Raw genomic sequence first — 25,677 nt, forward strand, 5'->3', positions numbered from 1 at the left:
ATATAGGAGGTTTGACTTATGTACTATTACATTCTGGGTTGCGGCATTGCTTGTCTGGTTCTGTTCGGCATCAACAGCATGGATACGGTGGATGTCAAGCCGGCCGAGATCCTGGGTAAGGTCATTCTGTGGCCCGTTGCCCTGATGGAAGCAGTTGTTCGTTACAGCTCCACGCATCACAACATCAAGACCGCGCTGTAAAACATCTCGTTCCAAACCAACGAAGAGCAATCAGGCGGCTGCGCTTTCAAAAAGGAAGGCGCAGCCGCCTTTTTGTTTTGCACTTTACGGCGTTGTATGGTACAATAACACCAGAACTTTTAGGGAGGGAAATTGCTATGACCAATGAGACCTTACATACCCTTGAGACCCGCCGCAGCTGCCGCGCCTACAAGCCGGAGCAGATCACGAAAGAGGAGCTGGAAGCCGTTCTGCGTGCAGGCACCTTTGCCCCCAGCGCTATGAACCGCCAGAGCGCAAAGATCGTGGTGGTGCAGGATGCTGAGACCCGCGCCCAGCTCACCCGGATGAATGCTGCCGTGATGGGCAACACGGGCGACCCCATGTACGGTGCCCCCACCATTCTGGTGGTGCTGGCCGATGCCAACGCCCGCTGTGGCGTGCAGGACGGCAGCCTTGTGATGGGCAACCTGATGAACGCTGCTGCCGCCATCGGGCTGGGCAGCTGCTGGATCAACCGCGCAAAGGAAGAGTTCGAGACCGAAGAGGGCAAGGCCCTGCTGAAAAAGTGGGGCATTGAGGGGGACTATATCGGCGTGGGCCACTGCATTCTGGGCTACCCGGCAGAGGAACCCCGCCCAGCCGCCCCCCGCAAGCCGGATTATATCGTATACGCATAAGGAGCACTATGAAACCCGATTACAAGCTGGTCGCAAAGGCCAAATACATTCACGCCAACGCTGACCTTGCCAGTGAGATCTGGCACGAGGTCTACAAGCGCTATTACCCTGCAAAGCAGCTGGACACGCTGGTGGAAACGCTGCAGAGCGCCGATGCCATTGAGGCGGATATCGACAACGATGTGAACTATTTCCTCGTGGTGCTGGGCGGCAAGACCATCGGCTACTTTGCCTGGAAGATGGAGAACACGGCCCTGCACCTGCTCCACCTCTACCTCAAGCCCGAGTACCGGGGCAAGGCACTGGGCCGGGATATCCTGGCTACCTGCGAGCGTCTGGCCCGGGGTGAGGGCCGGGGCCGCCTGTACTGCGAGGTGCACACCAAGTGCCTGCCGGTGCTGCAGTTCTTCAAGACCAAGGGCTACCGCGTGCTGGGCCCCGCCGAGGCAGAAGCTGCGGGCATTTCCATGCAGCTGACCACGCTGGAAAAAATGCTGTAAATTTCCCGTTGATTTTTTGCCGCGTTTGCACTACAATAAAGTAGTGTATTGAAGTGCCCCGCGCGGGCCAGACCCAACCTGAACGATAGGGGAGGAACAAGCCATGGCAAAAGATCATCCCACCGGAGAGTCCGGCCTGTATTCTGCATTGCTGGAGCTGAAAACGCCTGAGGAGTGCTACCGCTTTTTACAGGATGTGTGCAGCTACGCCGAGCTCAGTGCAATGGAGCAGCGGTATAACATCGCGGAAAAGCTGGTCAACAAGCAGAGCTATACCAGCATCATGGGCAACATTGGTGCGTCCAGCGCCATCATCAGCCGGGTGAGCCGGGTCATCAGCAAGGATGACAGTGTGCTGCGCCGCCTGCTGGAAGAAAAGGCGGAACAGCCCGCCGAAGAATAACACGGACCGCGCGCCGCGGGGCAGGGGAGCACCCGCCCTGCGGTGCGCTTTTTTAGAAGGGAGTCTGTAAAGATGAGTAAGGCAGTTGTATTTTTTGCCGATGGCACCGAGGAGTGTGAAGCCCTGCTGGTGGTAGACCTGCTGCGCCGCGCCAAGGTGGAGGTCATCGTGGCCTCTGCCATGGGCCGCAGGGAGCTGGTGAGCAGCCATAAGATCCACCTGACCGCCGATGCGCTGGCCGAGGAAGTGGATTATTCCGATGTGGACATGGTCGTTTTGCCCGGCGGGATCCCGGGCACACCCAACCTTGCCGCCAACAAGACGGTCACCGAGACCTGTGCCGCCTTTGCCAAGGCGGGCCGGAAGGTGGCCGCCATCTGTGCCGCCCCCAGCATCCTGGCCTCTCTTGGCCTGCTGGAGGGCAGGAACGCCACCGCCCACGCTGGCTTCCAGGATCAGCTGGCCGGTGCCATCGTCCACGATGAAGAGGTCGTGGTGGATGGCAACATCACCACCAGCTATGGGCTGGGCGGTGCCATCCCCTTTGCACTGGAACTGGTGCGCCAGCTGGCCGGTCAGGCAGAGGCGGAGCGTATCCGGAACGCCATTGCGTATCGGCACTGAGAAAGGGGATGCGGTATGCGCTTTATTACCTGTCGTTTGCCGGACGGCGTGGAAGACCCGGCGATTTTATCGGAGGATGGGCGGCAGGTCTGGCCGCTGAGCTGGCTGGGCCTGAGTTATGAGACCCTGAGCGAGGCCATCCCGTTTCTGACCCCGCAGGTGCGGTATGGGCTGTCGCTGGCCATTGCGGGCATTCCCGCTCTGCCTGTGGAGGCCGTCACGCTGGAAAGCCCCATCCCGGCCCCGGCGCAGGATATTATCTGCCTGGGCATCAATTATATGGCCCACTCCGATGAGGCGGAGAAATACTCTGCCGCTGCCTTTGCCACCAAGCACGAGGATGCCATCTACTTTTCCAAGCGCGTGACCCGCGCCGTGCCGGACGGCGGCCCCATCGAGGCCCACACCGATCTGGTGAAAAAGCTGGATTATGAGTGTGAGCTGGCTGTGGTGCTGGGCAGGGATGCCAGGGATGTGCCCGCCGGTCAGACCCGGGACTACATCTTCGGCTATACCATCCTGAACGATGTCTCGGCCCGGGATGTGCAGACGGCGCATAAACAGTGGTACTTTGGCAAGAGTCTGGACGGCTTTACCCCAATCGGGCCCTGCATCGTCACGGCAGATGCCTTTGCCGACTACCCGCCCAGGCTGGGCATTCGCAGCTTTGTCAACGGCGAAAAGCGGCAGGATTCCAATACGGCCCTGCAGATCTTTGACATCGACCATGTCATTGCCGGGCTTTCGCAGGGCATGACCCTGAAAGCGGGCACCATCATTGCCACCGGTACCCCGGCGGGTGTGGGCATGGGCATGGACCCGCCGCAGTTCCTCAAGCCCGGAGATGTGGTGCGGTGCGAGATCGAGGGTATTGGTACGCTGACCAATCCGGTCAAGTGATTCCAAAATGTAATATCTTTGGAAGAGTATATGAACTGTTATATAAATGAACATGAAATTGCTCTTGTTCATATACTGTTCAAAATAAGTTCATTTGAAGTTCACACACTTCCGGTATACATAGGGCAACAAAGGCGCACACCGCGCCGCATCCCCTGTGCAGTAACAGCACGGCAGGCCGCAAAGGATGCCTGTTGTGTGAGAGGAAAGGAATTGGAACACTATGAAAATTGGTTTTACAGAGCTGATCCTGGTGGCCATCGTGGCCTTCGTGGTCATCGGCCCCGATAAGCTGCCCGAGTACGCCCGCAAGCTCGGCAAGATGCTGCGGGAGCTGAAGAAGTACACCGGTGCCGCTTCCGAGGAGATCCAGAAGAATGTGGTGGAGCCCCTGAACGAGATCCAGGCCCCCATCAAGGAAGCCGTTGCTCCCCTGACCGACATCAAGAAGGACATCGACGACAGCATGAAGGATGTCACCAAGAGCTTTACCAACATTGGTAAGACCAGCAAGGAAGAAGCCAAGAAGGCCGAAGAGGTCGAGGAAGTGGCCGAGCTGGAGGAACCCGTGGAGGAGCTGCCCGAAGAGCCCGTCAAGGCTGAGGAGCCTGCCGCTGAGCCTGTGAAGGCAGAGGAAAAGGCAGAAGAGCCTGCTGCAGAGGAAAAGCCCGAGGAGGCCCCCGCTGCAAACGAAGCCCCTGCCGAGGCTGTTCCCGCTGAGGAAGCTGCCCCTGCCGAAGAGGCAAAGGTCTAAGTACATGGATACACCCGCGCCCGCGGTTGTAGGATAAAAACTGGAATCCAGCCCGCCAGAGCGGCGCGGCAAGAGTAAAAAGGAGATTATTATTATGAGAATCGGACCTCAGGAGCTTATCATTGTTCTGATCATCGTTCTGGTCATCTTTGGACCCAAGAACCTGCCGAAGCTGGGCAAGATGTTCGGCAAGACCATGAAGAACTTTAAGGAAGGTATGGAAGACGTGGATGAGAACGGCGACGCCAAGCCTGCCGAGACCAAGACCGAGGAAAAGGCTGAGAAGAAGGACGAGGAGTAATTTGTGGCTACCAACGTGAAGCGCAAAAAGAAAGCCGAAGTCATGTCGGACGACGGCAGCATGACGCTGACCGGACATCTGAAAGAGCTGCGGAACCGGCTGATCATCTGCGCGGCGGTGTTTGTAGTGGGCGTGATCGGCTTCCTGGCAATTTCGGATAAGCTGATCGACCTGCTGACGGCCATGGCAATGAATGCGAACTACACCTTCGTGTTCCTGGCCCCGCAGGAAAAGCTGATGCAGTATTTCCGGGTGTCCCTGATCGCTGCGGTGATCGTGACCATTCCGGTGGCGCTGTATCAGGTCTACGCCTTTGCAAAACCCGGCCTGAAACGGAGCGAGAGATTCTTCTTCCGGCTGGTGCTGCTGTTCGGTCTGGCTCTGTTCTGCGTAGGTGTGCTGTTCGCCTACAAGGTCACCCTGCCGTTCATGCTGAACTTCCTCGTCACGCTGGAGGGTACCGATTACATCACGGCATCCATCAGCATCGAGAGCTACATCAACCTCTGCCTGACCATGTTCATCATCTTCGGCTGTGTGTTTGAAATGCCTCTGGTCACCATCATTCTGGCCAAGATGGGCATTGCAAACCCCGAGATCATGAAGAAGGGCCGCGGCGTTGCCATTGTCCTGATCTTCCTGGTCGCAGCCATCATCACCCCGCCCGATATCGTGTCGCAGTGCTTCGTGGCAGTTCCCATGTGCCTGCTGTACTTTATCAGCATCTTCCTCAGCGGCATTTTCTATAAGCCCAAGACGGATGATGACGACGAGGATGAGGATGACGAAGAGGAATCCTCTGACGAGGAGTAAGTTCTCCCAAGGCTTTCCGGCCCTCCCACTGCGGGAGGGCCTTTTGCTTTGCCAAAAATCGAAACGAATTTTCGGCTTTTTGCATAAATCCTGTTTCAGCCTCTGTCTTTTGCAAATGGATATGTTATAATGATAACGATGAGAAAACCGGCGGTCTGACCGCCGCAAAGAAGGGGTAAATGAATATGAAAGAGTACGCATTCGGCATCGACCTGGGCGGCACCACGGCCAAGGTGGGCCTGTTCACCACGGCGGGCGCTCTGCTGGAAAAGTGGGAGGTGCCCACCGACACCTCCAATGCAGGTGAACACATCCTTGGAAACCTGGCCAAGGCTGTGAAGGACAAGATGCAGGAAAACGGCATCACTGCCGAGCAGGTGGAGGGCGTGGGTGTCGGTGTGCCCGGCCCTGTGCTGGACAGCCGTATCGTGCCCATTGTCTGCGCCAACCTCGGCGGCTGGGGTGAGCGGAACGTCTCCATCCAGCTGTCCGGCCTGCTGGACGGCATCAAGGTGCTGGTGGGCAACGATGCCGATGTGGCCGCGCTGGGCGAGATCTGGATGGGCTGTGCCAAGGGCTGCCGCAGCACGGTGATGGTCACGCTGGGCACCGGTGTCGGCGGCGGTGTCATCGTCAACGGCAGGATCATCGAAGGTGCACACGGTGCAGGCGGCGAGATCGGCCACATCACCGTCAACCCCCACGAGACGGCGGTCTGCGGCTGCGGCAAACACGGCTGTCTGGAGCAGTATTCCAGCGCCACCGGCGTGGTCCGCTGCATGAAGAAGCTGCTGGACGAGAACCCGGACACCCCCTGCACCCTGCGCGGCACCGACTTTGCCGCCAAGGATGTCTTTGATGCCGCCCGTGCAGGCGATGCACTGGCCGCCCGTGAGGTGGATGAGATGACCGACATCCTGGGCATGGCGCTGGCCTCCATTGCCTCCACCACCGACCCCGAGATGTTCATGGTGGGCGGCGGTGTCGCCCGTGCCGGAGATGTCCTCTTCAACCCCCTGCGGGAGCATTTCAAGACCTATGCCTTCAGCTCCTGCCGCGAGACCCCCATCGTTGCCGCTACCCTCGGCAATGATGCCGGCATCTATGGTGCCGTGCGGCTCATCGTGGGAGAATAAGATGAAGCTGAATCTGCAAGTTACCCGGTTGCAGGATGGTGCAAAAGTGCCAGTACATGTTGTGGCGGCGGGAAAGCTGGATTTTCAGCAGACTGCCAGCATGGGATGGCAGACGAATTGGAAAACGATGGACACTGCATATTTCCCGAATCGTGTTGCACTGAAAACAGAAGAACAGGAATTGCTGGGTTTGATGTCTTACTTCTGCGATGATCGATTTCTGGCAGTAGAACTTGTCTATCTGGAAAGTCAGCCGGAAAGCAATGCAAATCTTCTGCATCAGAATGGACAGGAAAAGAAGTATCAGGGAATTGCAAAGGCATTATTTGCATATGCAGTACAGGAATCTATCAATCATGGCTATGATGGCGTGGTACTGTTCAAAGCAAAAACGGATACTCTTCTGGAATACTATCTTCACGAATTTGGAGCACGTCCGGTAGGGAGATATGACCCATTCCGGTTAGTACTCTGGGAAGATGCTGCACAAAGATTGATTGCAGAATACGAGGTGAATGCAGATGAATGAACCGATGGAAAGAAGCTGGGTCACACCGCTGAATGAGGAAGATCGGGAATATTTTTCCTATTTCCGCACAGTTTGTAAGAGGTACAATATCAATCCATCCAGAGCGACCCGTCTGGAATACGACTTTGTGACCCGTGTGGCAGAAAGTGAGTTTTACTTGCAGAAAACTGCGACCTGATGAAATGGTTGAGCCCCATGCCCGCATCTCAATCGTGTGGGCATGGGGATTTTTATTTTATAAGAAGAAGGTGCTGAATCAATGAATTATACCCCTATTACAGAGGAAAATGTTGAAAAAGCAGCAACGCTTTATATGAACCACTACAACCAGCATTCTGGCGGGTGCTGGACCTATGAAAAGGCATATAAGCGAATCCATCAAATGGTAACGATGGAGGATTCCCTCTGCCTGATGCAAGAAGATGACAACGATATTCCAACAGGGCTTGTTATCGGTTTTTTGGAAAGCTACGATGAATTTACATTCTATTATCTCGACGAGATCCTGATTTTTGGGGAGTATCAGAACAAGGGGTATGGCAGACAGCTTCTCCAAGAAGTGGAACAGCGTGTGTGGGAACGTGGTGCACAGATGATTGAACTGGTCTGTCCGGATGATGCGCACCACATGCACTTTTACGGCGGCTTCGGGATGGCGGAAGCAACGAACCTGAAGCTGATGAAAAAACGATTGTAAATCTGCCGTGGTTATTTTTGAGGCAAAAACGGACGAACTGGAACAGCACTATCTCCGGGATTTTGGAGCGCGTCCGGTTGCATCCTTACATCCTGGCGGGCCGAGAACATTTATGATTGCAGATCAGGCAGCCAAGGATATATTTTCATCGTATCTTTTTGAAGAATAGGGGGAAAGCAAATGAAACCATATGATAAGGATATCGACATTGTTTTTTCTCCAATGTCTGATGAAACCATGTCGTGGTTGGATGAACTGCTTACAACCTGTAAGCGGTTCGGTGTGGATTACTACAATGCCTCTGAAAAAGACCGTGCATTTGTGGAAGCAGTGGCGCGGAAAAATTATGGAATAAAGCAGGCGAAAATGAATGGAGTATCTGTCTCCACAGTAGAGCCCTTCTTTGGGATTCATCGAGCAGTATAAAAAGAGAACAAAGGAAGCGTGACCTCTTCAGGCCGGGAACGTTTTTCTGAAATCATTGCAAAGCCCCGTGCCGGTGCGATATGCCGGACACGGGGCTTTTTCTATTTTTGAAATATAAAATACAAGACAAAAAGTAAATTATACTTGACATAATGTCTGATGAGTGCTATTCTGTATCCAGAGGGAATGAGCTTACCCTCACAGGAAAGAGACGAGGTGACAGGATGCCGAAGAATCTGAAACTGAAAGCTGCCCGCGCGGAAAAAGATATGACGCAGGGGGCATTGGCAGAAGCGGCTGGGGTCTCGCGCCAGACCATCAACGCGATCGAAAAGGGCGAGTACAACCCCACCATCAATCTCTGCCGCAGCATCTGCAAAATTCTGGGAAAAACACTGGATGAACTGTTCTGGGAGGAATGAGAAATGAAATTTTCACTGTACAGCAAGAAAAATGTTCTGGATGAGATGCAGGAGCAGACCATGTCCAAAATTGAGAGGCGTGGCTTCTGGCTGATGTGGGGCGGTCTGCTGGCCGCAATGGTGATTCAGCAGCTGACGGGCAATGCAGATAAAGCGACCGGAGAAGGGGTCGTTTTTATGGCCGGATGTGTTTACACCGTTGCAGAGTGCGTCCGGAATGGCCTGTGGGACCGCCATCTTTCTTCCAGTATGGGTGCCAATGCGGTTTGTTCTCTGCTGGCGGCTGTGGCGGTTACGGTACTTCATGGCCTGACCTATGGCTATTGGATGGGCGCTGCGTTTACTGGTGTTTCGACAGGTCTGCTCTGCTTTGCGCTGCTCCAATTCTGTGCACATCTGACGCAGAAGAATCGGAAAAAGCTGGATGATGAGCCAGAAGAAAAATAACACCTGATTTTCCACAACAAAAAGCGGAACCGTTGAAAATTCAGCGGTTCCGCTTTTTGTTGTTGCAATTATTTCTGATACCGGATGCTGTCTTTTTCGGTGATAGGCCGCAGCACCTTACAGGGGTTGCCCACGGCCACCACGCCGGAGGGAATATCCTTTGTGACCACGCTGCCTGCACCGATGACCGTGTTGGAGCCGATGGTGACCCCGGGCAGGATGGTGACATCACCGCCCAGCCAGACGTTGTCCCCCAGTGTGATGGGGGCTGTGGTCTCAAGGCCGCTGTTGCGCTCTTCCGGCAGCATGGGGTGGATGGCAGTGTACATGCCGCAGTTGGGGCCGATGAAGCAGTGCCTGCCCAGTGTGATTTTTGCGCAGTCCATCAGGTAAGCACCGTGGTTGATGTAGGTGCCCGCACCGATGAAGCAGTGATAGCCGTAATCCACATACAGGTGCGGCAGAATGACCACATGTTCTTCCATGTGGGGCAGCAGCTGACGCAGAAGCTCTGCCCGCTTTGCTTTTTCAGAGGGGCGGGTCTGGTTGAACTCGGTGTAGAGCTCCTCGGCTTTCTCTCGTTCGGCACAGAGCTCCGGGGTGTAGTTTGCGTCGTACCAGAGACCTGCTTCCCATTTTTCACGTTCTGTCATAAACGTTCTCCTGTTATAAGGTGTCCTCGCCGGGCAGCTGGTTCCACAGGCGGTAGTACACGCCCTGCTTTGCCAGCAGCTCTTCGTGAGTGCCGGATTCCACAATGCCCTCGGAGCCAAGCACCAGAATACGGTCGTAGTTCTTGATGGTGGTCAGGCGGTGGGCGATGGTCAGGGTGGTGCGGCCATGGGCCAGCTTTTCCAGGCTCTGCCCCACAAGGATCTCGCTCTCGTTGTCCAGTGCACTGGTGGCTTCGTCCAGGATCAGGATGGGCGGGTTCTTCAGGAACACCCGGGCAATGGCGATGCGCTGCTTCTGGCCGCCCGAGAGCTTGACACCGCGCTCGCCGACATAAGTGTCGAAGCCGTCCTTCAGGGCCATGATAAAGCGCTCTGCACCGGCCAGACGGGCAGCTTCGATGATCTCCTCCCGGGTGGCATCGGGCTTGCCGTAGGCGATGTTATCCGCCACAGAGCCGCTGAACAGATACACGTCCTGCTGGACGATGCCGATGTCCTCGCGCAGGCTCTTGAGGGTGACCTGCTGGATGTCCTGCCCATCGATGTAGATGTGGCCGCTGGTCACATCGTAGAAGCGGGGGATGAGGTTGCACAGGGTGGTCTTGCCGCCGCCGGAGGGTCCGACCAGAGCCAGCCGCTCGCCTGCCTTGATGTCCAGACTGACATGGTGGAGCACCTTGTTGTGGTCGTCCGGGTACTCAAAGCTGACATCGTCAAAGCGGATGGCACCGGGGCCGGGCTGCAGGGGCCGGGCATCTGGAGCATCGTGGATGGGCACGGGGGTGTCCATGATCTCGGCAAAGCGCTCGATGCCGGTCATGCCGCGCTGGAACTGCTCGGCAAACTCGACGATGCGGCGGATGGTAGCGATGAGGGTGGTGACATAGAGCATGTAGGCCACCAGGTCACCGGCGGTGATCTTGCCGTTGACCAGCGACAGGCCGCCCGCCAGAATGACCACCAGATACATCAGGCCGTCGAACAGGCGGGTGGAGGTGTTGAAGGCAGCCATGGCGTAGTAGCCCAGCGTTTTGATGTGCTCAAAGTCCTTGTTGCCCTGCTCGAACTTGGCGCGCTCCTGCTCCTCGGCGGCAAAGGCTTTTACCACGCCCTGCCCCAGCAGGCTGTCCTCGATGGTGGCGTTCAGCTCACCGATCTGGATGCGCTGCTGCCGGAACCGGGCACGCAGACGACCGTTCAGGTAAACGGAAACCACGCCCATCAGGGGCACGCAGGCGAACACCGCCAGCGTCAGCGGGATGCTGGCCTGGCACAGGATGATGAAGGAGGCCAGGATCTTGATAAAGGCGATGAAAAATTCCTCGGGGCAGTGGTGGGCAAACTCGGTCACATCGAACAGATCGTTGGTGATGCGGCCCATGATGGTGCCGACCTTGGTGTTATTGTAATAGGTGTGGTCGAGCAGCAGCAGGTGGTCGAAGGCATCCCGGCGCATGTCGGTCTCGATGTGCACGCCCATGATGTGGCCGATGCCGGACATGAAATACTGGGCCGCACCGTCGATGATGCGGAGCACAAAGTAGATGCCCGCCAGCTTGAGCACGATGCCGGTGGTCAGGGTGATGCCCACGCCCATGGCCGAGTTGGTGATGGTGCTCATGATCTTGGGCAGGAAGATGTCACACAGGGTGGTCAGTGCGGCGCAGAACAGGTCGAGAAAGAGCACTGCCTTGTGCTTTGCCAGATAGGGTAAAAAGCGGCGGATGAGCGCGCCGCTGCTGTTGTGATGCGCACCGGGGTCTTTGATGTTTTGCTTTGCCATGGTTCCTCCTTGATTTGAACTTCTCAGTCTGCGCGTCAGCGATGACGGAGAGGCTTATTTTTTGCTGTAATCCCGTTCGCCGTAGATCGCGGTGCCAATGCGCACCAGCGTCGCGCCTTCGCGGATGGCGTTCTCATAATCGCCGCTCATGCCCATGGAGAGGGTCTGCATCTCCACGTTGGAATAGCCGCGCTCCCCGGCCTTTACGAACAGGTCGTGGACGGCGGCGAGATACCGGCGGTTCTGTGCATCGTCATCATTGACCGGGGGAATGGCCATCAGGCCCTTGACCCGGATGTGCTCCTGCGCGGCAGCGGCATCCAGCAGGGGCCAGAGCGCTTCCGGCGAAACGCCGCTCTTGCTCTCCTCCCCGCCGATGTTCACCTCCAGCAGGACGTTCTGCACGATGTCCGCCTTGGCGGCTTCCTTCTCGATGGCGGTCAGAAGGTGTTCACTGCCCACGCTCTGGATCAGGCTGGCCCGGCCCAGGACTTTTTTGATCTTGTTTGTCTGCAGGTGCCCGATGAAATGGCTGGGCTTGCCGCAGTAAGCGCCTGCGTCAAAGTTTGCGCAGAGCTCCTGCACATGGTTTTCGCCAAACACGTCAATGGGCAGGGCGGCACTTGCGGCCACGGTTTCAGCGGTGCGGGTCTTGCAGGCGGCGCACAGCTGGACCTCGGCAGGGTCGCGGCCTGCCTCCCGGGCAGCGGCGGCCATCTTTTCACGGATGGCCAGCACGGCCTCCCGCATCTCTTCCGGTGTTTTTTCTGCCATAAGGCATCAGTCCTCCTCGGTATATTTTGCGCGCTCTCCGCCGATGAGCTTCGGACGGGTGCGGGCGCAGAGAATGTTTGCTTCACCGATCCGGTTCAGGCTCAGCCGCACCGGCACGGCCACCCGGCGCAGGTGCATCCCGATCAGGGTGCCGCCAATGTCGATACCGGCGTGGGCGCGGATCTCCTCCACAGCAATGGGGTCTTTGCACTGCTTCCAGCAGGTGGTGGCCCAGCTGCCGCCCGCATGGGGCCGGGGCACGACACACACTTCCTCCCAACCGTATTGTTCGGCGGCTTCCCGCTCAATGATAATGGCCCGGTTCAGGTGCTCACAGCACTGTGCCGCCAACCAGATGCCGCGCTGGGCCAGCACCGGCGCAATGCCTGCGTAGACGGCCTGCGCGGCCTCCAGACTGCTGTCCTTGCCGATGTGCCCGCCCACAATCTCGCTGGACGAGCAGCCCACCACGAACACGTCGCCTTTTTTCAACTTTGCCTGTTCCAGCAGCTCTTCCACTGCCTGCCGGGCTTCCGCCTGGATCTGCTGTTTGAATGCGTCTGTCATATCAATTACCTCGTATCGATCGGTTGCCGCGATGACCCGATGTTTTGTATTCTGTTGGGCCCAAGCGTTTACAACAATTTTTCCGGGATGTCCAGGGCTCCCCTGGCAGGGGAGCTGGCACGCGAAGCGTGACGGAGCGGTTCAGACCCGTACAGAATAAAGCGCTTTTTCTCCCGTGATGCCAAAATACACCCGGTTCTCCACCGGGCAGAGGGCAGAGCTGCTGCCCTGAGGCTTGCCGGAAAAGCTCCACAGCCAGCTTCCGCTGGCGGTGGAAACGGCCTCGGCGCGGATGCCGTCGGCGGGCAGGGAGAACAGGTTCTCCTGCATCGATTCGCTCAGCCGCAGGGCCACACCGCGCAGGAAGGTGCTGCCTGCATGGCGCTCTAGCCAGCTGGAGCTGGCCCAGCGGTAGCTGATGTAGAGGGTGCTGTCCTCATCCAGCGCCAACGCGCCGGGATAGCCCGGCAGCCCGCTGAAGCTGCTCTGACAGCCCTTGCCCCCTGCAGTCAGGCCGCGGGCAGAGGCCGCCGCGCTCCAGATGCAGCGGCTGCCGAGGTCGGAGATGTAGAGGGTCTGGGTGCGCTCGTCCAGCGCAAGGCCGGACGCTCCGGCAATGCCGCCCACCACCTGCTCCACGGTGCGGGCAGCAGGATCATAAACGTATACCGCACCTGTTCCGGTGTGGGCCAGCAGCTCGGTGCGCAGGGCGCTTTCCAGCCCCTGTTCCGCGCTCTCCTGCCCGACCACGGCAAAGTAGACCTTGCCGTCCGCACCGACCTCCACGGCAGAAAGGGCTCCCAGCGGGGCACCGTCGATCTGCGTGACCACCTGTTCCACCGAAGCGCCCCAGCTGTCGTGCCGGGCGCGGCAGAGGGTGCCCCCGGCAGGGGTGAGAACTGTGAGCCACAGGTCTCCCGCAGCATCAAACGCAAAGCCGGTCAGCTCGCCCTCTACGCTCAGGATGACCGCAGCGTTGCCGCCGTCGGTGCGCACCAGATCGCTGGTGCGTTTCTTCAGAGAGGAGCCGTTCCATGCCGCCGCATAGACAAGGCCATCCCGGGTGCGGATGCAGTCCACACCCTGATACCCGCCCAGATCCCAGATCTCCCTGCGGTCGGTGGAAAGCGCTGCCTGCGCCGCGCCGGAGGCCTGCCGGTGATCCGGGGCGGTGTAGGTTTTAGGCGGGGCCTCAATGGGCCGGAGCACCAGCACCCAGACCAGCGCAGCAACCGCGGCCAGCGTAAACACGATGCTCAATTTCTGGAATCTCTGGAGCACTTCCTCCCGCTCGGCGGCACGCTGGGCCTCCTGCACGGCCCGGCGGCGGGCAGCGGCGGCGCTGGCCCGGTTGGCGCGGCGAAGCCAGCGGTCTACCCACAGGGCCGCACTGGGCCCGATGGTCAGTGACGCGATGAGCAGGATGAGAAGCAGTTCAACGAATCCGATGCGCATAGGCAGATTTCCTTTGTTCTGATGGTTGTTTTTATCAAATCAGTATAGCACACTTTATAGCAGAGAAGCAAGCGGGCGGCAGGCTCCTGCTGTTTCTTGCAGGGCTTTTGTGGTATACTAAGAAAAATGGGGCGGCGGTTTTCCAAACCATTCACTTAAACTTCACAAAATTTTCCAATAATTATATTATGATACCCCTAGAAACTGGAGCTATTTTGATAACGAGGAGGAAACCTCAGATGGCAAAGATACTGATCGTTGATGATGAACCCCGCATCCGGGAACTGATCCGGGAGCATTTACAATATGCAGGCTATGTCTGCGAGGAAGCGGGCGACGGCTCTGCCGCCCTTTCGCTGCTGAGCGGCGGCGGTTTTGATCTGGTGATCCTGGATGTGATGATGCCCTTTATGGACGGCATGACCTGCCTGCGCGAGATGCGCGCCCGCCACATCAACACGCCGGTGATCATCCTGACCGCGCGCGGCGAGGAGTATGACAAGCTGGCCGGTCTGGAAGGCGGCGCGGATGACTATGTGGTCAAGCCCTTCTCCCCACGGGAGCTGGTGGCCCGTGTCAAGGCAGTGCTCAACCGCACCATGCCCCGCTCCGAGGCATCGGACGGCACCATGACCTTTGGCGAACTGACCATCGATACGGCCAGCCACACCGTGCGGGTGGCGGGCGAGGATGTGAGCCTGACCCCCAAGGAGTTTGACCTGCTGGTGTTCCTGGCCTCCAACAAGGGCATTGCCCTGAGCCGGGAGAAGATCCTGCAGAAGGTGTGGAACTACGACTATTTTGGCGAGGACCGCACCGTGGATACCCATGTCAAGATGCTGCGCGGCCATCTGGGCAAATGCCGGGGCTATATTGCCACCGTATGGGGCATCGGCTATAAGTTCGACCCGGATGCAGCGCGTTAAACAGGAGGTTTGCGGTTGATGCGGCAACCCGAAAAAAAGCGGCGTACCGTGGGCATCCGCGGGCAGCTGATGTGGTTCCTCTGCTTCATCTGTCTGCTGCTGCTGGTGCTGTTCTGGTTTTTGTGCACCCAGCTGCTGGAGCCCCTGTACACCACCCATATCCAGAAGCAGCTGACCGAACAGGCGGATGCCATCGTGCAGAAGCTGGACGATGCCATTGCCGACGGCCAGACCCTCTCTTATTGGGGGTTCGGCAGTCAGCTCTATGTCAACAGCCAGTTTTTCAACCAGCTCAGCAGCGAGATCTACGAAAACGGCGGCATGAGCAGCTTCTGCGTGGATATCTCCGATGTCACGCTGCGGCAGATCTTCAAGGTGGAGAACCTCTCCTACTGCAACCTGCACCGCACCCGGCCCACCGATGAAAACAGCGAGCTGCCCTCTTACAGCACCGCCCGCGCCATGCGCCAGCTCTGCCGCGAGACCGGCAGCTGCGTGCGGAAGATCAATCCGCCCACGCCCTCGGGCACGGTGGAGCTGATGGTGGGCAGAACGACCTCCGACGGCAGCTATACCGTGCTGGTGACCACCAGCCTGATGCATGTCTCGGAGGCCGGTGAAGTGATGAGCACGGTGCTGCCGCTGGCGGCGGCGCTGATCTTTGCCTTTTCCATGAGCGCGGCGTGGCTGTTCAGCGAGTGGTTCACCAAGCCCCTGCGCCAGCTTTCGGGGGCGGCCCGGCAGGTGGCACAGGGCGATTATGCCGTGCAGGTGGAGACCAACCGCCGGGACGAACTGGGCGACCTGGCGCAGGAGTTCAACCACATGGCCAAGGAAGTCCAGCACGCGGCTCAGATGCAGCGCGACCTGCTGGCGAACGTCTCCCACGACCTGCGCACCCCGCTGACCCTCATCAAGGGCTATGCGGAGACGGTGCGGGACATCACCGGCGACGACAAGGCCCACCGGGACGAGCAGATGAACATCATCGTGGATGAGGCCGACCGGCTGACGGCGCTGGTCTCCAGCGTCATGGAGCTGAGCAAGGTGACCAGCGGCGCGGAAAAGTGCGAGAAGGTCCACTTTGATATGGGCCAGCTCTGCGATGAGGTCAGTGAGCGCTATGACGCGGTCTGTGCCCAAAATGGCTGGCAGCTCAAGCTGGAACTGCCGGAGGAAGAGCTGCCTGTCTATGCCGACCCCAACATGATGCAGCGCGCCCTCCACAACCTGCTGGGCAACGCTATGCACCACATCGGCGGGGACGGCATCTTCCTCCTGCGGGCCTCTAAGGTGCCCGAGGGAGTCCGGGTGGAGATCGAGGACCACGGCCCCGGCATCTGTGCCGAGGATCTGCCCTATATCTTTGACCGGTATTACCGCTCCCGCTCCGATGCGGGCAAGCAGGGCACCGGCCTGGGGCTTTCCATCACCAAGGCCATCTTCCAGCAGCACGGCTTCCGCTTCGGTGTGCAGAGCACGCTGGGCAAAGGCACGACCTTCTGGTTCATTGCAACGGATACAAAGTAAAACGACCCTCTTCGTCATTGTCTCAGAATGACGGAGAGGGTCTCTCTTTTTAAGCATCTGCTTTCCGGTAAATGCCCAGACTATTGTCCGGTTCCGGCATCTTCACGCGGGAGGCGCGGTCGTTCACCTTGACCAGCATCCAGCCCATCAGGGCCAGCACCACCACGATAATGAGCCATTTTACGGCGTTGGGGAGTTTTTTCATATTCGTATTCCTTTGTTTTTGATCTCAGGGGCGGCAGAGCTTCCGCGCCCGGGCCAGCAGGGCGGCGGCATCGGCGGCAGAGGGCGCTGCGACCCAGTCCGGGCGCTGGCGTGCCCCCGGGCCGCTGCTTCCGGCCTCGGCAAAGCGGGCAAGGCAGGTGTCCGTGCGGTCATTCCAACCGGAAAAGCCCTCCGGTGCAATGTGGGCTCCAAGGCGGCAGTCCAGCATGGCAGTCTTGCCGGTGGGCCGCCAGGGCCTGCCCAGATAGACCGTTCCGGCGGGGCAGTCGGAGACGAAATCGCAGTCCCAGAACACGAAGCCCAGCCCGTTGGCGCTGCCCGAGGGGGCGGTGATGTAGCTATGGGAAAGGTGGTTGTCTACCGTGCGCAGGATGCACTGCTCAAACAGGGCATCGGCCCCGCCAAAGATGAAGTCGATGTCCCCCGCGATCTCGCAGCTCTGGTAATACTGCGCCGAGGGGCGGCGGGGCGCAAACTTGCGGGGACCCAGAAAACCGTCCTTCTCCCGTTCAGCCTCGGGCAGGGGCGCGCAGAAGAGCGTGTCCTGGTTGCCCAGCAGCCTTACCCGGCGGAACACGGCCTTTTCGGCATCCACATAGGCGGCAATGGCCTGCCCCACGGCACTGCCCGGACCGGCATCGTTGGCAATGGTCAGATCCTCCACCGTTACGCTGCCGCCGCTGAAAAAAGCGGTGTAGCTGCGGAAGGTGTGGGTGGGCCGCCCATCCGGGTGGGGCAGCTTGCCGCCGTCCCCAAAGATCAGGGTGGTGGCATCAGCTCCCGCGCCCCGCAGGGTGAGCGCCCGTTTTTCACAGACCAGCTTTTCCCGGTAGATGCCGGGCCCGATGCAAATCTCTGCTTCCAGCTCGTAGGGCACCGCCAGCACGGCCTCCGAGATGCTGGCAAAATCGCCGCTGCCATCCTGGGAAACGGTGAGTTTTAACATGGGCAGTCCTCCCTTGTAAAAGATAAGGCTATTATATGCCCCTTTTGTGAAATTTTCAATGTCCGCAGGGCTCTAACCGGAGCACGGCGGCAGTGATATCATCGGGTCGGCCGGTCTGTTCGGCGCGGGCGCGGGCGGTCTCCACAAGGATCCGGGCCACCTTCTCGGGCGGGTCGCCTGCGGCGGCGGAGAGCTCCAGCTGCTTGGCCACCCAGCCGGGGCCGTCCACCAGCAGACCGTCCGAGACCAGTACGGCATAGTCCCCGGCGGCGAGATGCACCACCCGGCTCTGGCCGTTCACGCTGCCCAGAATGCCGATGGGCAGGCTGATATCGCCCACCGGACGGGCACGGCCGCCGTGCACCAGAAAGCCCGGGGCGGCCCCGGCCTTGAAGATCCGTGCCGTGCCGGTGTAAAGGTCCACGCTGATCAGGTCGAGGGTGGCTCCGCTCTCCTCATCGCTTTTCAGGGCCAGCGCCACATTGACCAGCCGTGCCGCCAGCTCAGCGGTGAAGCCGGCTTTCAACAGGCGGGCAGTGAGCTCGGCGGCAAGGCTGCCGTCCACGGCGGCCGGGCGGCCTGTGCCCATGCCGTCACACAGGATCATCTGGGCAGCGGCCGGGCTGCAGAACTGCTGGACCGCATCCCCGGAGACAGTGCCCTTTGCCGCCGTGCCTGCAGTTCCGAACACAGCCCGGAGGGCGGGCTTTTCGCAGAAGAGCAGGGTGGTCATCCCTTTGCAGGAGAGCACCTGCGGCGGGTCGAAGTCCCGGCGGCAGATGCGTCCGGTCTCCTGCGCCAGCGCGGCCAGCTCGGGGGAAGAAAAGCGGGTACGGGGCAGGGTGACCGCCGCCCGTGTCCGGCCCAGGTCGTCCAGCGTGACAGCGCATTCCAGCGGCGGCGTGCCCAGGCTGGCAAAAAACGCGGCCACCCGCCCGGATTTGTAAGGCTCCGGGTTCCCGGGGCGGCCCAGCTGCTCACTGAGTACGCTCAGGGCATCGGCCATGGCGCTGTATTGCTCGGTCAGGGCGGTGCGCATGGCCTCAGCGTGGACGTGGGCTTCCTTCCGGCTCCGGTAGAGCGCAAAGGAGCGATTTGCCGCCGCGCAGAGCGCCGCCGGGTGGATGCATCTGGACAGCTGGCCGGGCAGGTCGCTGGTCTGCAGATGGCCCTGCTGTTCCAGAATGGGCCGCAGGGCGTTCATCCCCTCCAGCGTGGCGGTGTATTCCTGCTTCCAGCAGGTTTCCCGCCGCCCGCAATTGAAGCACAGGCTGTCGTGGGTGTTGTCGATGACCCAGCGGAAGGTGTCGCATCGGCGGGGAAACGCATCGTATACAGCGTTCACCGTCTCGGCCAGCGAGGAAAGGCTCTCGGCCACTGCTTCCAGCCGGGTGGCGGCGGCAGAAAGCCGGGGCGGCTCCTCGGGCGGCGCGGGGGCTTCCGGCACCGGTGTCAGCCAATGTTTAGGGAAAAAGGCGGGGGCCGCAAGGCCCAGCCCGGCGCTGAGGAGCAGGGGCAGAGCCGTGCCGGGGGCGGGAACACAGAGCACCCCCAGCACACACCCGCCTGCACAGGCGGCAAGGGTCTCAGCCCGCCGCCCGGGGGCCAGCAGGACCGCTGCCGCCGTGCCGCAGCAGAGCCCCACCGCCGCCGGGGCAAGGGAAGGGTCTGCGGCGCAGAGCGCGGCCCCGGTGAAGGCAGCAAAGGCCAGCGCGGGCTTTTCCTGCCCACGGCAGCAGAGGGCGGCATCCACCATGGCGCAGGCTGCTGCCCCGGGGCAGAGGGGGCCGAAGCGCAGCCCGCCCAGCGCCGCCGCCACGGCAGAAGCGGCCAGCAGGGTGCCAAAACCGGGCTTTTCGGGTGGGAAGCGCTGCAGCGCATAGCCGAAGCCGCCCGCCAGCAGGGCATCTGCCCCGCAGAAGAATACCAGCGTGAAGCCTGCCCCGCCGGGCCCCAGCGCAAAGCAGACACCTCCCAGCACCAGCGCCCCGCACCCGGCCAGAAATGCCGGGCGGAGCCTGCCGGGCCAGAGCCATCGGGCGGCCACGGCCGCCCCCACGGCGCAGAGCAGGCAGAGGCTGTCCAGTGAAAATGCCCCGAACCCGTGGAACAGGATGCTCAGTGCGGCCCCGGCTGCGCAGGCGGCAAAGCAGTCCGCAGGCAGGCCCAATGTCAGCCCCAGCCCAAAGGGGAGCAAAGCCCCATAGAGAACGGCCCAGCCCCCGGCAAGCCCCAGCGCAAAGGCCCCGCCCTGCCGCAGGGCCGGGCGTACCGCCGCCCGGGAGGCCAACGCGGCGGCAACAGGCTGCTTCGGGTGCAGTTTTGTGGTTTCCGGCATGAAAAAATCCCCGCTTTCCGGCGGGGATCTTTTGCAATGTTCTGTTTCCCGCGCCCTTTGCATATACTGTAGCGCGGGCGCGCGGCGTTTTATGGGGTCATGCGGGGAAGCGGCAAAAAATTACCCGTTCAGCTTTTCAATGGCAGCCTTGACACGGGCAAGGGTCGTCTCGCGGCCCATCATGCAGGCAAGGTCGGTGCCGCCGCCGGGGGTGCGCTGCTTGCCGGAAAGGGCAATGCCCAGCGGGTAGAGCAGCCAGCCGTTCTTCTTGCCCAGCTCCTCGGCCTTGGCCTTGCAGGCGTTGAACACGGTGTCGCGGTCAGAGAAGTCCAGGCTCTCGTCGCTCAGCAGGGGCAGCAGGGCTTCCAGTGCCTCCCGGGCGGTCTCCGGGGTGGTCTTCTGCTTCTTGTTGGCGTACAGGCTCACATCGTAGTCGGGCATTGCGTCAAAGAAGTCCAGCTGCTCGGGGATCTCACCCAGCACCTCACAGCGGGGCTGCAGGTTGGCGCAGAGCAGCTTCTTGTCGATGGGGGTGTGCACGGCCTGATCGATCCAGGGCTCGGCCTTCTTCTGGAACTCCTCAGGGCTCAGGCGGCGGATATACTCCGCGTTGATGGCCCGCAGCTTGAGGGGGTCGAAGATGGCGGGGGATTTGGAGATGCCGTCCGGGCTCCAGATCTTGATGAGCTCTTCCAGGCTGAAGATCTCCTGCTCGGCGTATTCGCCCTTGGGGCTCCAGCCCAGCAGGCAGATGTAGTTCATCACGGCCTCGCTCAGGTAACCCTTGGCCACCAGATCCTGATAGCTGGCATCACCGTTGCGCTTGGACAGCTTGTTCTGCGCGTCCTTCATCACGGGCGGGCAGTGGATATAGGTGGGAATCTCCCAGCCAAAGGCCTGATACAGCAGGTTGTACTTGGGGGTGGAGGACAGATACTCGCTGCCGCGGATGACATGGGTGATGCCCATCAGGTGGTCGTCCACAACATTTGCAAAGTTGTAGGTGGGCATTCCGTCGGTCTTGATGAGGATCTGGTCGTCCATCTCGCTGTTCTCGACCTCGATGTGGCCGTAGACCACATCGTCAAAGCCGGTCACGCCCTCCTTGGGGATCTTCTGGCGGATGACGTAGGGCTCACCTGCGGCCAGACGCTGCTTGACCTCCTCCTCGGGCAGGTCGCGGCAGCAGCCGTCGTAGTGGGTCATCTCACCGTTGGCGCGCTGTTCGGCGTGCAGTGCCTCCAGCCGCTCCTCGGTGCAGAAGCAGTAGTAGGCCTTGCCCTCTGCCACCAGCTGCTCGGCATACTGCTTGAACATGCCCATCCGCTCACTCTGAACGTAGGGGCCCACAGGGCCGCCGATGTCCGGGCCCTCGTCCCACAGCAGGCCGGTCTCCCGCAGGGTGTTGTAGATGACATCCACAGCGCCCTCAACGTAACGGCCCTGGTCGGTGTCCTCAATGCGCAGGATGAAGGTGCCATCCTCGTGCTTGGCCATCAGGTAGGTGTACAGCGCGGTGCGCAGGTTGCCAACGTGCATGTAGCCGGTGGGCGAGGGGGCAAAACGGGTGCGGACTTTATTGCTCGGCATAGAAAAACGCTCCTTTATATTTACAGGCAAAAAATTGCGGATAGCTACCTTTTAGTTTAATCGCTGTGCGCTGTTTTGTCAACGAATCGGCCGCAGATTTGGCAGAATGGGCGTTTGGAAGCAAAAGAAAAATCTTTTTGTCGAAACTGCACGCAATCATTGACGAATGATTGGAAATTTTGTATACTGAGTGGGAGAGATGGCACAATTTTCCTTTGAAGGCTCTGAAGGAGAGATCAGGGCCGGGAGAAAATTGGGAAATGGCTGTCTGAGGTGTAAATGACAAAGGAGAAGAAAAAACTATGAAGAGTACCGGAATCGTCCGCGGCGTTGACGGCCTGGGCCGTATCGTCCTGCCCAAGGAGCTGCGCACCAGCATGAAGCTGGACAACGATGCCAAGCTGGAGATCTTTGTGGAGGGCGATGAGATCATCCTCAAAAAATACCGCCCCACCGGCAGCTGCGATTTCTGCGGCGAGGTTGACGACAACGCCATCCAGTATGCAGGCTACTGCATCTGCACCTCCTGCCGCAAGAAAATCGGCAACATGAAAAAATAATGCGGAGAAGGAGGGCAGCCCATGAGCCAGATGATCGACTTTACCCTGCCGTCCTGCCAGCTGGGGCGGACGCTCCACGCGTTCCGCTGTGTGCCGGAGGGAGAGGTGCGGGCGGTGCTGCAGCTCTCCCACGGGATGGTGGAGTTCATCGACCGCTATAAGCCGCTGGCCGAGAACCTGGCCGCCCGGGGCATCCTTGTCACCGGCAACGACCACCTGGGCCACGGCGGGTCCATCCGCACCAAAGAGGATTACGGCTACTTTGGCGAACCCGACGGCAACCGCGCCCTGCTGGAGGATCTGCACGCTGTGACGACCCTGACAAAGCAGCTGTATCCCGGTGTGCCCTATTTCCTGCTGGGCCACAGCATGGGCTCGTTCTACGCGCGGCAGTACCTCTGTGAGTGGGGCGATGAGCTGGACGGTGCCATCATCATGGGCACCGGCTACCAGCCCAAAGCGCTGGTGCAGCTGGCCAGGACCATCTGCCGGGTGTTGGCCGTGTTCCATGGCTGGCACTACCGCAGCAAACTGGTGGCCAGACTTTCGTTTTTGGGGTACAACAAGGGGTTGGAGGGCCGCACGGCCCACGACTGGCTCAACCGTGACCCGGTGGAGGTGGACCGCTACCGCGCCGACGAGCGCTGTACCTTTATCTTTACCCTGAACGCCTATTACAGCATGTTCAGCGGCATCCTGCGGTTGTACGACCCGGCTCTTCTGGCCCGGGTGCCCAAGGATCTGCCCCTGCTGTTCCTGGCAGGTGATGCCGACCCGGTGGGCGAACAGGGCGCAGGTGTGAAGCGGGCGGTCAAGAGCCTGCTGGATGCCGGTGTGAAGAACATCGAGGTCAAGCTGTACCCCAGCGCCCGGCATGAGCTGCTGGTGGAGCTGAACCGCGAAGAGGTCTTTGCTGACATTGGTGACTGGCTGGAACGCCGGCTGTAAAACACAAACACACAAAAACAGAACCGCCGCCCGGAAATTTCCGGACGGCGGTTCTTTGCACACACGATCAAAAAGGAGAAGGGAGGAGAGTTTTTGTCAGAGCATGGGGGACAGGGGGATTACTCGCCGCGGACGGCTGCGAAGCCTGCCTCCAGATCGGCGATGATGTCATCGATGTGCTCAGTACCGATGGACAGGCGGATGGTATTCTGATAGATCTGTTGTTCGGCCAGCTCCTGATCGTTCAGCTGGCTGTGGGTGGTGGAGGCCGGGTGGATGACCAGGCTCTTCACGTCTGCAACGTTTGCCAGCAGGGAGAAAATCTTCAGGTTGTCAATGAACTTGAAGGCTTCTTCGCGGCCGCCCTTGATGTTGAAGGTGAAGATGGATGCGCCGCCGTTGGGGAAATACTTCTCGTACAGGGCGTGATCCGGGTGATCGGGCAGAGAGGGGTGGTTGACCTTTTCCACCTGAGGATGATTTGTCAGGAATTCGACCACCTTCTTGGTGTTCTCCACATGGCGCTCGATGCGCAGGCTCAGGGTCTCGGTGCCCTGCAGCAGCAGGAATGCATTGAACGGGGAGATGGTGGCACCGGTATCGCGCAGCAGGATGGCGCGGATGTAGGTAACGAAGGCGGCAGGGCCTGCGGCATCGGCGAAGGAAACACCGTGATAGCTGGGGTTGGGATCAGCGATATTGCCGAACTTGCCGCTGGCCTTCCAGTCAAACTTGCCGCTGTCCACGATGATGCCGCCCAGGGTGGTGCCGTGGCCGCCGATGAACTTGGTGGCGGAGTGAACCACGATGTCTGCGCCGTGCTCGATGGGGCGGATCAGGTACGGGGTGCCGAAGGTGTTGTCGATGACCAGCGGCAGGCCGTGCTTGTGGGCAATGGCGGCAATGGCATCAATGTCGGGGATATCGCTGTTGGGGTTGCCCAGGGTCTCCAGATAGACGGCCTTGGTGTTGGGCTGGATGGCATTCTCCACCTCGGCCAGATCGTGAGCATTGACAAAGGTGGTGGTCACGCCGAACTGGGTCAGGGTGTGCTCCAGCAGGTTGTAGCTGCCGCCGTAGATGGTCTTTTGTGCCACGATGTGGTCACCGGCCTGTGCCAGCGCCTCGATGGTGTAGGTGATGGCGGCAGCGCCGGAAGCAGTGGCCAGAGCAGCCACGCCGCCCTCCAGAGCAGCGATACGCTTCTCGAACACATCCTGCGTGGAGTTGGTCAGGCGGCCGTAGATGTTGCCTGCATCGGCCAGACCGAAACGGTCAGCGGCGTGCTGGCTGTTGCGGAACACATAGGAAGTGGTCTGGTAGATGGGCACGGCGCGGGAATCGGTTGCGGGATCGGCCTGCTCCTGGCCAACGTGAAGCTGCAGGGTCTCAAATTTATAGTTAGACATAGTAATTAACCTCTCTATCTGTACTTAAAGTATAATTCTGACGCATAAAAAATCCCGGTCACTGACACCATTTCAGTGCACCGGGCAAAAATTCAGGGTTAGCGCTTTGGCAGCTTTGCCATCACATTCGCACACACATTCGGTCTGCAGAGGGCAATGCACAGCGCTCGGTCCCATATTCTGCCCGGGTGGTGTACATTCGCCCACAACGGAAGTTCGCGTGGAGCAGGTTTTTCCAGATCAGCGTCATTTTGGTGCCCTCCTTTCAACGATTTTCCCAATCCTCTACGAACCCGGGAAACTTGACTTCAATTTCCCACTAGGTTGGTGGATTTGTTGTCTGGATTATATCCCCATTTACCCAGATTGTCAATAGGTTTATTGCAAAAAAGTCGGAAATTTTCCGCAGGGGTCTATTTTGCGAGGTTTTGAAGATTCCGCCCACCATAAACAATACGAACGAGAGTTACGGTACGGGTGCTTTGATCGATCAGGTAGAACAACAGAAAATTCTCCACGGTAAACCTGTGCATCCCCATGCTCTGCCACGGTTCCCAGTCCACAACAGGGTATCGCCCGGGCAGGGCATCCAGTGAGCGAGCAGCCTTGCGGATGCGGTTGACCAGTTTTTGGGCGGTAGCTGGCTCTTTGAGCGAAAATGCGACATAGGAGTAGAGATCCCGCAGGTCGTCCAACGCCTGCGGTGCGTAGCGGACCGTATAAACGCTACTCATATTCCAAACTCCTGATACAATGCGGCATCGACTTCATCGGCAGAAAAACTTTTGCCATTTTGCAGAGAGGCGACTCCCTTTTGCAGCTCGGTATCCAACTCGGTACGGCTCATGCCGCCCACAGCAGTGGGGGTGGCAGGGGGAAGATGCAGATCGAGCGGGAGCCCCCGGGTCAGGACGATCTGGCGGTAAAGCATCTGGATGGCGCTGGATGGGGTAATGCCCAGTTGAGCAAGGATATCCTCGGCGCTTTCTTTCAGGTTGGTATCAATGCGGGCATAGACGGCGGCGGTGTTAGCCATAACGATCACACTCCTTTTTTACAGTATAACGCAGATTGCTTGCGAATGCAATCAGTTGCAAGCAAAAATAAATGCGGTGTTTTGCGTTGACGGGAAAACGGGGA

At 59.4% G+C, this 25,677-nt stretch carries 33 protein-coding genes; 20 read left to right on the plus strand and 13 right to left on the minus strand.

Features of this window, described 5'->3' with window-relative positions:
• Positions 1-18 precede the first annotated feature (18 nt).
• From J3352_RS07405 to J3352_RS07480, 16 genes are all read left to right on the plus strand, one after another.
• Positions 19-201, plus strand: coding sequence for a hypothetical protein (locus J3352_RS07405; protein WP_005934654.1), 183 nt, complete (start codon positions 19-21; stop codon positions 199-201).
• Between the two features lie 137 nt (positions 202-338).
• Complete coding sequence (locus J3352_RS07410; protein WP_005934653.1) at positions 339-860, plus strand: nitroreductase; 522 nt, start codon at positions 339-341, stop codon at positions 858-860.
• An 8-nt stretch (positions 861-868) separates the two neighbouring features.
• The gene (locus J3352_RS07415) at positions 869-1,360 is read left to right on the plus strand and encodes a GNAT family N-acetyltransferase (RefSeq protein WP_097773195.1); all 492 of its coding nucleotides are present in this window, start codon (positions 869-871) and stop codon (positions 1,358-1,360) included.
• A 103-nt stretch (positions 1,361-1,463) separates the two neighbouring features.
• On the plus strand, positions 1,464-1,763 hold the full coding sequence (locus J3352_RS07420) for a YerC/YecD family TrpR-related protein (RefSeq protein WP_005934651.1): 300 nt from the start codon (positions 1,464-1,466) through the stop codon (positions 1,761-1,763).
• Positions 1,764-1,835: 72 nt separating this feature from the next.
• Positions 1,836-2,387 carry a DJ-1 family glyoxalase III gene (locus J3352_RS07425; RefSeq protein WP_005934650.1) on the plus strand — a complete coding sequence of 184 codons (552 nt, stop codon included), beginning with the start codon at positions 1,836-1,838 and terminating at the stop codon, positions 2,385-2,387.
• Positions 2,388-2,402: 15 nt separating this feature from the next.
• Complete coding sequence (locus J3352_RS07430) at positions 2,403-3,287, plus strand: fumarylacetoacetate hydrolase family protein (protein ID WP_156068758.1); 885 nt, start codon at positions 2,403-2,405, stop codon at positions 3,285-3,287.
• 223 nt (positions 3,288-3,510) lie between these two features.
• A complete protein-coding gene (locus J3352_RS07435) occupies positions 3,511-4,041 on the plus strand; it encodes a twin-arginine translocase TatA/TatE family subunit (RefSeq protein ID WP_156066667.1) in 531 nt (176 codons plus the stop codon).
• A gap of 94 nt (positions 4,042-4,135) precedes the next feature.
• A complete protein-coding gene (tatA, locus tag J3352_RS07440) occupies positions 4,136-4,342 on the plus strand; it encodes a twin-arginine translocase TatA/TatE family subunit (RefSeq protein WP_005934643.1) in 207 nt (68 codons plus the stop codon).
• A 3-nt stretch (positions 4,343-4,345) separates the two neighbouring features.
• Positions 4,346-5,155: a twin-arginine translocase subunit TatC gene (gene tatC, locus J3352_RS07445; protein ID WP_156066665.1), complete on the plus strand. Its 810-nt coding sequence runs from the start codon at positions 4,346-4,348 to the stop codon at positions 5,153-5,155.
• 185 nt (positions 5,156-5,340) lie between these two features.
• Entirely contained in the window at positions 5,341-6,291 is a 951-nt protein-coding gene (locus J3352_RS07450; protein WP_156066663.1) for an ROK family glucokinase, read from the plus strand.
• 1 nt (position 6,292) lies between these two features.
• Entirely contained in the window at positions 6,293-6,820 is a 528-nt protein-coding gene (locus J3352_RS07455; RefSeq protein ID WP_097773199.1) for a hypothetical protein, read from the plus strand.
• Entirely contained in the window at positions 6,813-6,998 is a 186-nt protein-coding gene (locus J3352_RS07460; protein WP_154277129.1) for a hypothetical protein, read from the plus strand. The genes J3352_RS07455 and J3352_RS07460 overlap by 8 nt, the downstream gene beginning before the upstream one ends.
• A gap of 81 nt (positions 6,999-7,079) precedes the next feature.
• Positions 7,080-7,517: a GNAT family N-acetyltransferase gene (locus tag J3352_RS07465; protein WP_154277130.1), complete on the plus strand. Its 438-nt coding sequence runs from the start codon at positions 7,080-7,082 to the stop codon at positions 7,515-7,517.
• A gap of 180 nt (positions 7,518-7,697) precedes the next feature.
• Positions 7,698-7,943, plus strand: coding sequence for a hypothetical protein (locus J3352_RS07470; protein WP_005934633.1), 246 nt, complete (start codon positions 7,698-7,700; stop codon positions 7,941-7,943).
• 224 nt (positions 7,944-8,167) lie between these two features.
• Complete coding sequence (locus J3352_RS07475) at positions 8,168-8,365, plus strand: helix-turn-helix transcriptional regulator (RefSeq protein ID WP_005934630.1); 198 nt, start codon at positions 8,168-8,170, stop codon at positions 8,363-8,365.
• A gap of 3 nt (positions 8,366-8,368) precedes the next feature.
• The gene (locus tag J3352_RS07480; RefSeq protein ID WP_156066661.1) at positions 8,369-8,812 is read left to right on the plus strand and encodes a DUF6773 family protein; all 444 of its coding nucleotides are present in this window, start codon (positions 8,369-8,371) and stop codon (positions 8,810-8,812) included.
• Between the two features lie 68 nt (positions 8,813-8,880).
• On the opposite strand, the gene J3352_RS07485 is transcribed toward J3352_RS07480, so the two are convergent.
• The 5 genes from J3352_RS07485 to J3352_RS07505 all read right to left on the minus strand — a co-directional run bounded on the left by J3352_RS07485 (position 8,881) and on the right by J3352_RS07505 (position 14,065).
• A complete protein-coding gene (locus J3352_RS07485; RefSeq protein ID WP_098924203.1) occupies positions 8,881-9,465 on the minus strand; it encodes a sugar O-acetyltransferase in 585 nt (194 codons plus the stop codon).
• 13 nt (positions 9,466-9,478) lie between these two features.
• The gene (locus J3352_RS07490) at positions 9,479-11,269 is read right to left on the minus strand and encodes an ABC transporter ATP-binding protein (RefSeq protein ID WP_005934623.1); all 1,791 of its coding nucleotides are present in this window, start codon (positions 11,267-11,269) and stop codon (positions 9,479-9,481) included.
• A gap of 54 nt (positions 11,270-11,323) precedes the next feature.
• Positions 11,324-12,043 carry a YggS family pyridoxal phosphate-dependent enzyme gene (locus tag J3352_RS07495; protein WP_156066659.1) on the minus strand — a complete coding sequence of 240 codons (720 nt, stop codon included), beginning with the start codon at positions 12,041-12,043 and terminating at the stop codon, positions 11,324-11,326.
• 6 nt (positions 12,044-12,049) lie between these two features.
• Positions 12,050-12,610: a TIGR01440 family protein gene (locus tag J3352_RS07500; RefSeq protein WP_156066657.1), complete on the minus strand. Its 561-nt coding sequence runs from the start codon at positions 12,608-12,610 to the stop codon at positions 12,050-12,052.
• 141 nt (positions 12,611-12,751) lie between these two features.
• Positions 12,752-14,065 carry an SMP-30/gluconolactonase/LRE family protein gene (locus tag J3352_RS07505; RefSeq protein ID WP_156066655.1) on the minus strand — a complete coding sequence of 438 codons (1,314 nt, stop codon included), beginning with the start codon at positions 14,063-14,065 and terminating at the stop codon, positions 12,752-12,754.
• A 239-nt stretch (positions 14,066-14,304) separates the two neighbouring features.
• Here J3352_RS07505 and J3352_RS07510 point away from each other — a divergent pair, with 239 nt between their 5' ends.
• The gene (locus J3352_RS07510; RefSeq protein ID WP_035394613.1) at positions 14,305-14,991 is read left to right on the plus strand and encodes a response regulator transcription factor; all 687 of its coding nucleotides are present in this window, start codon (positions 14,305-14,307) and stop codon (positions 14,989-14,991) included.
• 18 nt (positions 14,992-15,009) lie between these two features.
• On the plus strand, positions 15,010-16,521 hold the full coding sequence (locus J3352_RS07515) for a cell wall metabolism sensor histidine kinase WalK (protein WP_005934608.1): 1,512 nt from the start codon (positions 15,010-15,012) through the stop codon (positions 16,519-16,521).
• A 49-nt stretch (positions 16,522-16,570) separates the two neighbouring features.
• On the opposite strand, the gene J3352_RS07520 is transcribed toward J3352_RS07515, so the two are convergent.
• The 4 genes from J3352_RS07520 to gltX form a co-directional block, all read right to left on the minus strand.
• Complete coding sequence (locus J3352_RS07520) at positions 16,571-16,726, minus strand: hypothetical protein (protein WP_166444380.1); 156 nt, start codon at positions 16,724-16,726, stop codon at positions 16,571-16,573.
• Positions 16,727-16,750: 24 nt separating this feature from the next.
• Positions 16,751-17,692 (minus strand): pectinesterase family protein, encoded by a 942-nt coding sequence (locus tag J3352_RS07525; protein WP_156062233.1) that lies wholly within the window; start codon positions 17,690-17,692, stop codon positions 16,751-16,753.
• A 55-nt stretch (positions 17,693-17,747) separates the two neighbouring features.
• Positions 17,748-20,030, minus strand: a complete 2,283-nt coding sequence (locus J3352_RS07530; protein WP_156066634.1) for a SpoIIE family protein phosphatase — start codon at positions 20,028-20,030, stop codon at positions 17,748-17,750.
• A gap of 120 nt (positions 20,031-20,150) precedes the next feature.
• Complete coding sequence (gene gltX, locus J3352_RS07535; protein ID WP_097773209.1) at positions 20,151-21,620, minus strand: glutamate--tRNA ligase; 1,470 nt, start codon at positions 21,618-21,620, stop codon at positions 20,151-20,153.
• A 302-nt stretch (positions 21,621-21,922) separates the two neighbouring features.
• On the opposite strand from gltX, the gene J3352_RS07540 reads away from it, so the two are divergent.
• Both J3352_RS07540 and J3352_RS07545 read left to right on the plus strand, forming a co-directional pair.
• Positions 21,923-22,180: an AbrB/MazE/SpoVT family DNA-binding domain-containing protein gene (locus J3352_RS07540; protein WP_005934583.1), complete on the plus strand. Its 258-nt coding sequence runs from the start codon at positions 21,923-21,925 to the stop codon at positions 22,178-22,180.
• 21 nt (positions 22,181-22,201) lie between these two features.
• Positions 22,202-23,128 (plus strand): alpha/beta fold hydrolase, encoded by a 927-nt coding sequence (locus tag J3352_RS07545; RefSeq protein ID WP_156066631.1) that lies wholly within the window; start codon positions 22,202-22,204, stop codon positions 23,126-23,128.
• Positions 23,129-23,247: 119 nt separating this feature from the next.
• Here the strand turns inward: J3352_RS07545 and J3352_RS07550 are convergent, their stop codons facing one another.
• From J3352_RS07550 to J3352_RS07560, 4 genes are all read right to left on the minus strand, one after another.
• Positions 23,248-24,537 carry an O-acetylhomoserine aminocarboxypropyltransferase/cysteine synthase family protein gene (locus tag J3352_RS07550; RefSeq protein WP_156066629.1) on the minus strand — a complete coding sequence of 430 codons (1,290 nt, stop codon included), beginning with the start codon at positions 24,535-24,537 and terminating at the stop codon, positions 23,248-23,250.
• A gap of 121 nt (positions 24,538-24,658) precedes the next feature.
• Positions 24,659-24,787, minus strand: coding sequence for a hypothetical protein (locus tag J3352_RS14395; protein WP_255536615.1), 129 nt, complete (start codon positions 24,785-24,787; stop codon positions 24,659-24,661).
• A gap of 163 nt (positions 24,788-24,950) precedes the next feature.
• Positions 24,951-25,271: a type II toxin-antitoxin system RelE/ParE family toxin gene (locus J3352_RS07555; protein ID WP_005934578.1), complete on the minus strand. Its 321-nt coding sequence runs from the start codon at positions 25,269-25,271 to the stop codon at positions 24,951-24,953.
• A complete protein-coding gene (locus tag J3352_RS07560) occupies positions 25,268-25,573 on the minus strand; it encodes a type II toxin-antitoxin system RelB/DinJ family antitoxin (protein ID WP_005934577.1) in 306 nt (101 codons plus the stop codon). Before J3352_RS07560 ends, J3352_RS07555 begins: the two co-directional genes overlap by 4 nt.
• Positions 25,574-25,677 lie beyond the last annotated feature (104 nt).

The organism is Faecalibacterium sp. Marseille-Q4164, assembly GCF_017377545.1.
GTDB lineage: Bacteria > Bacillota > Clostridia > Oscillospirales > Ruminococcaceae > Faecalibacterium > Faecalibacterium duncaniae.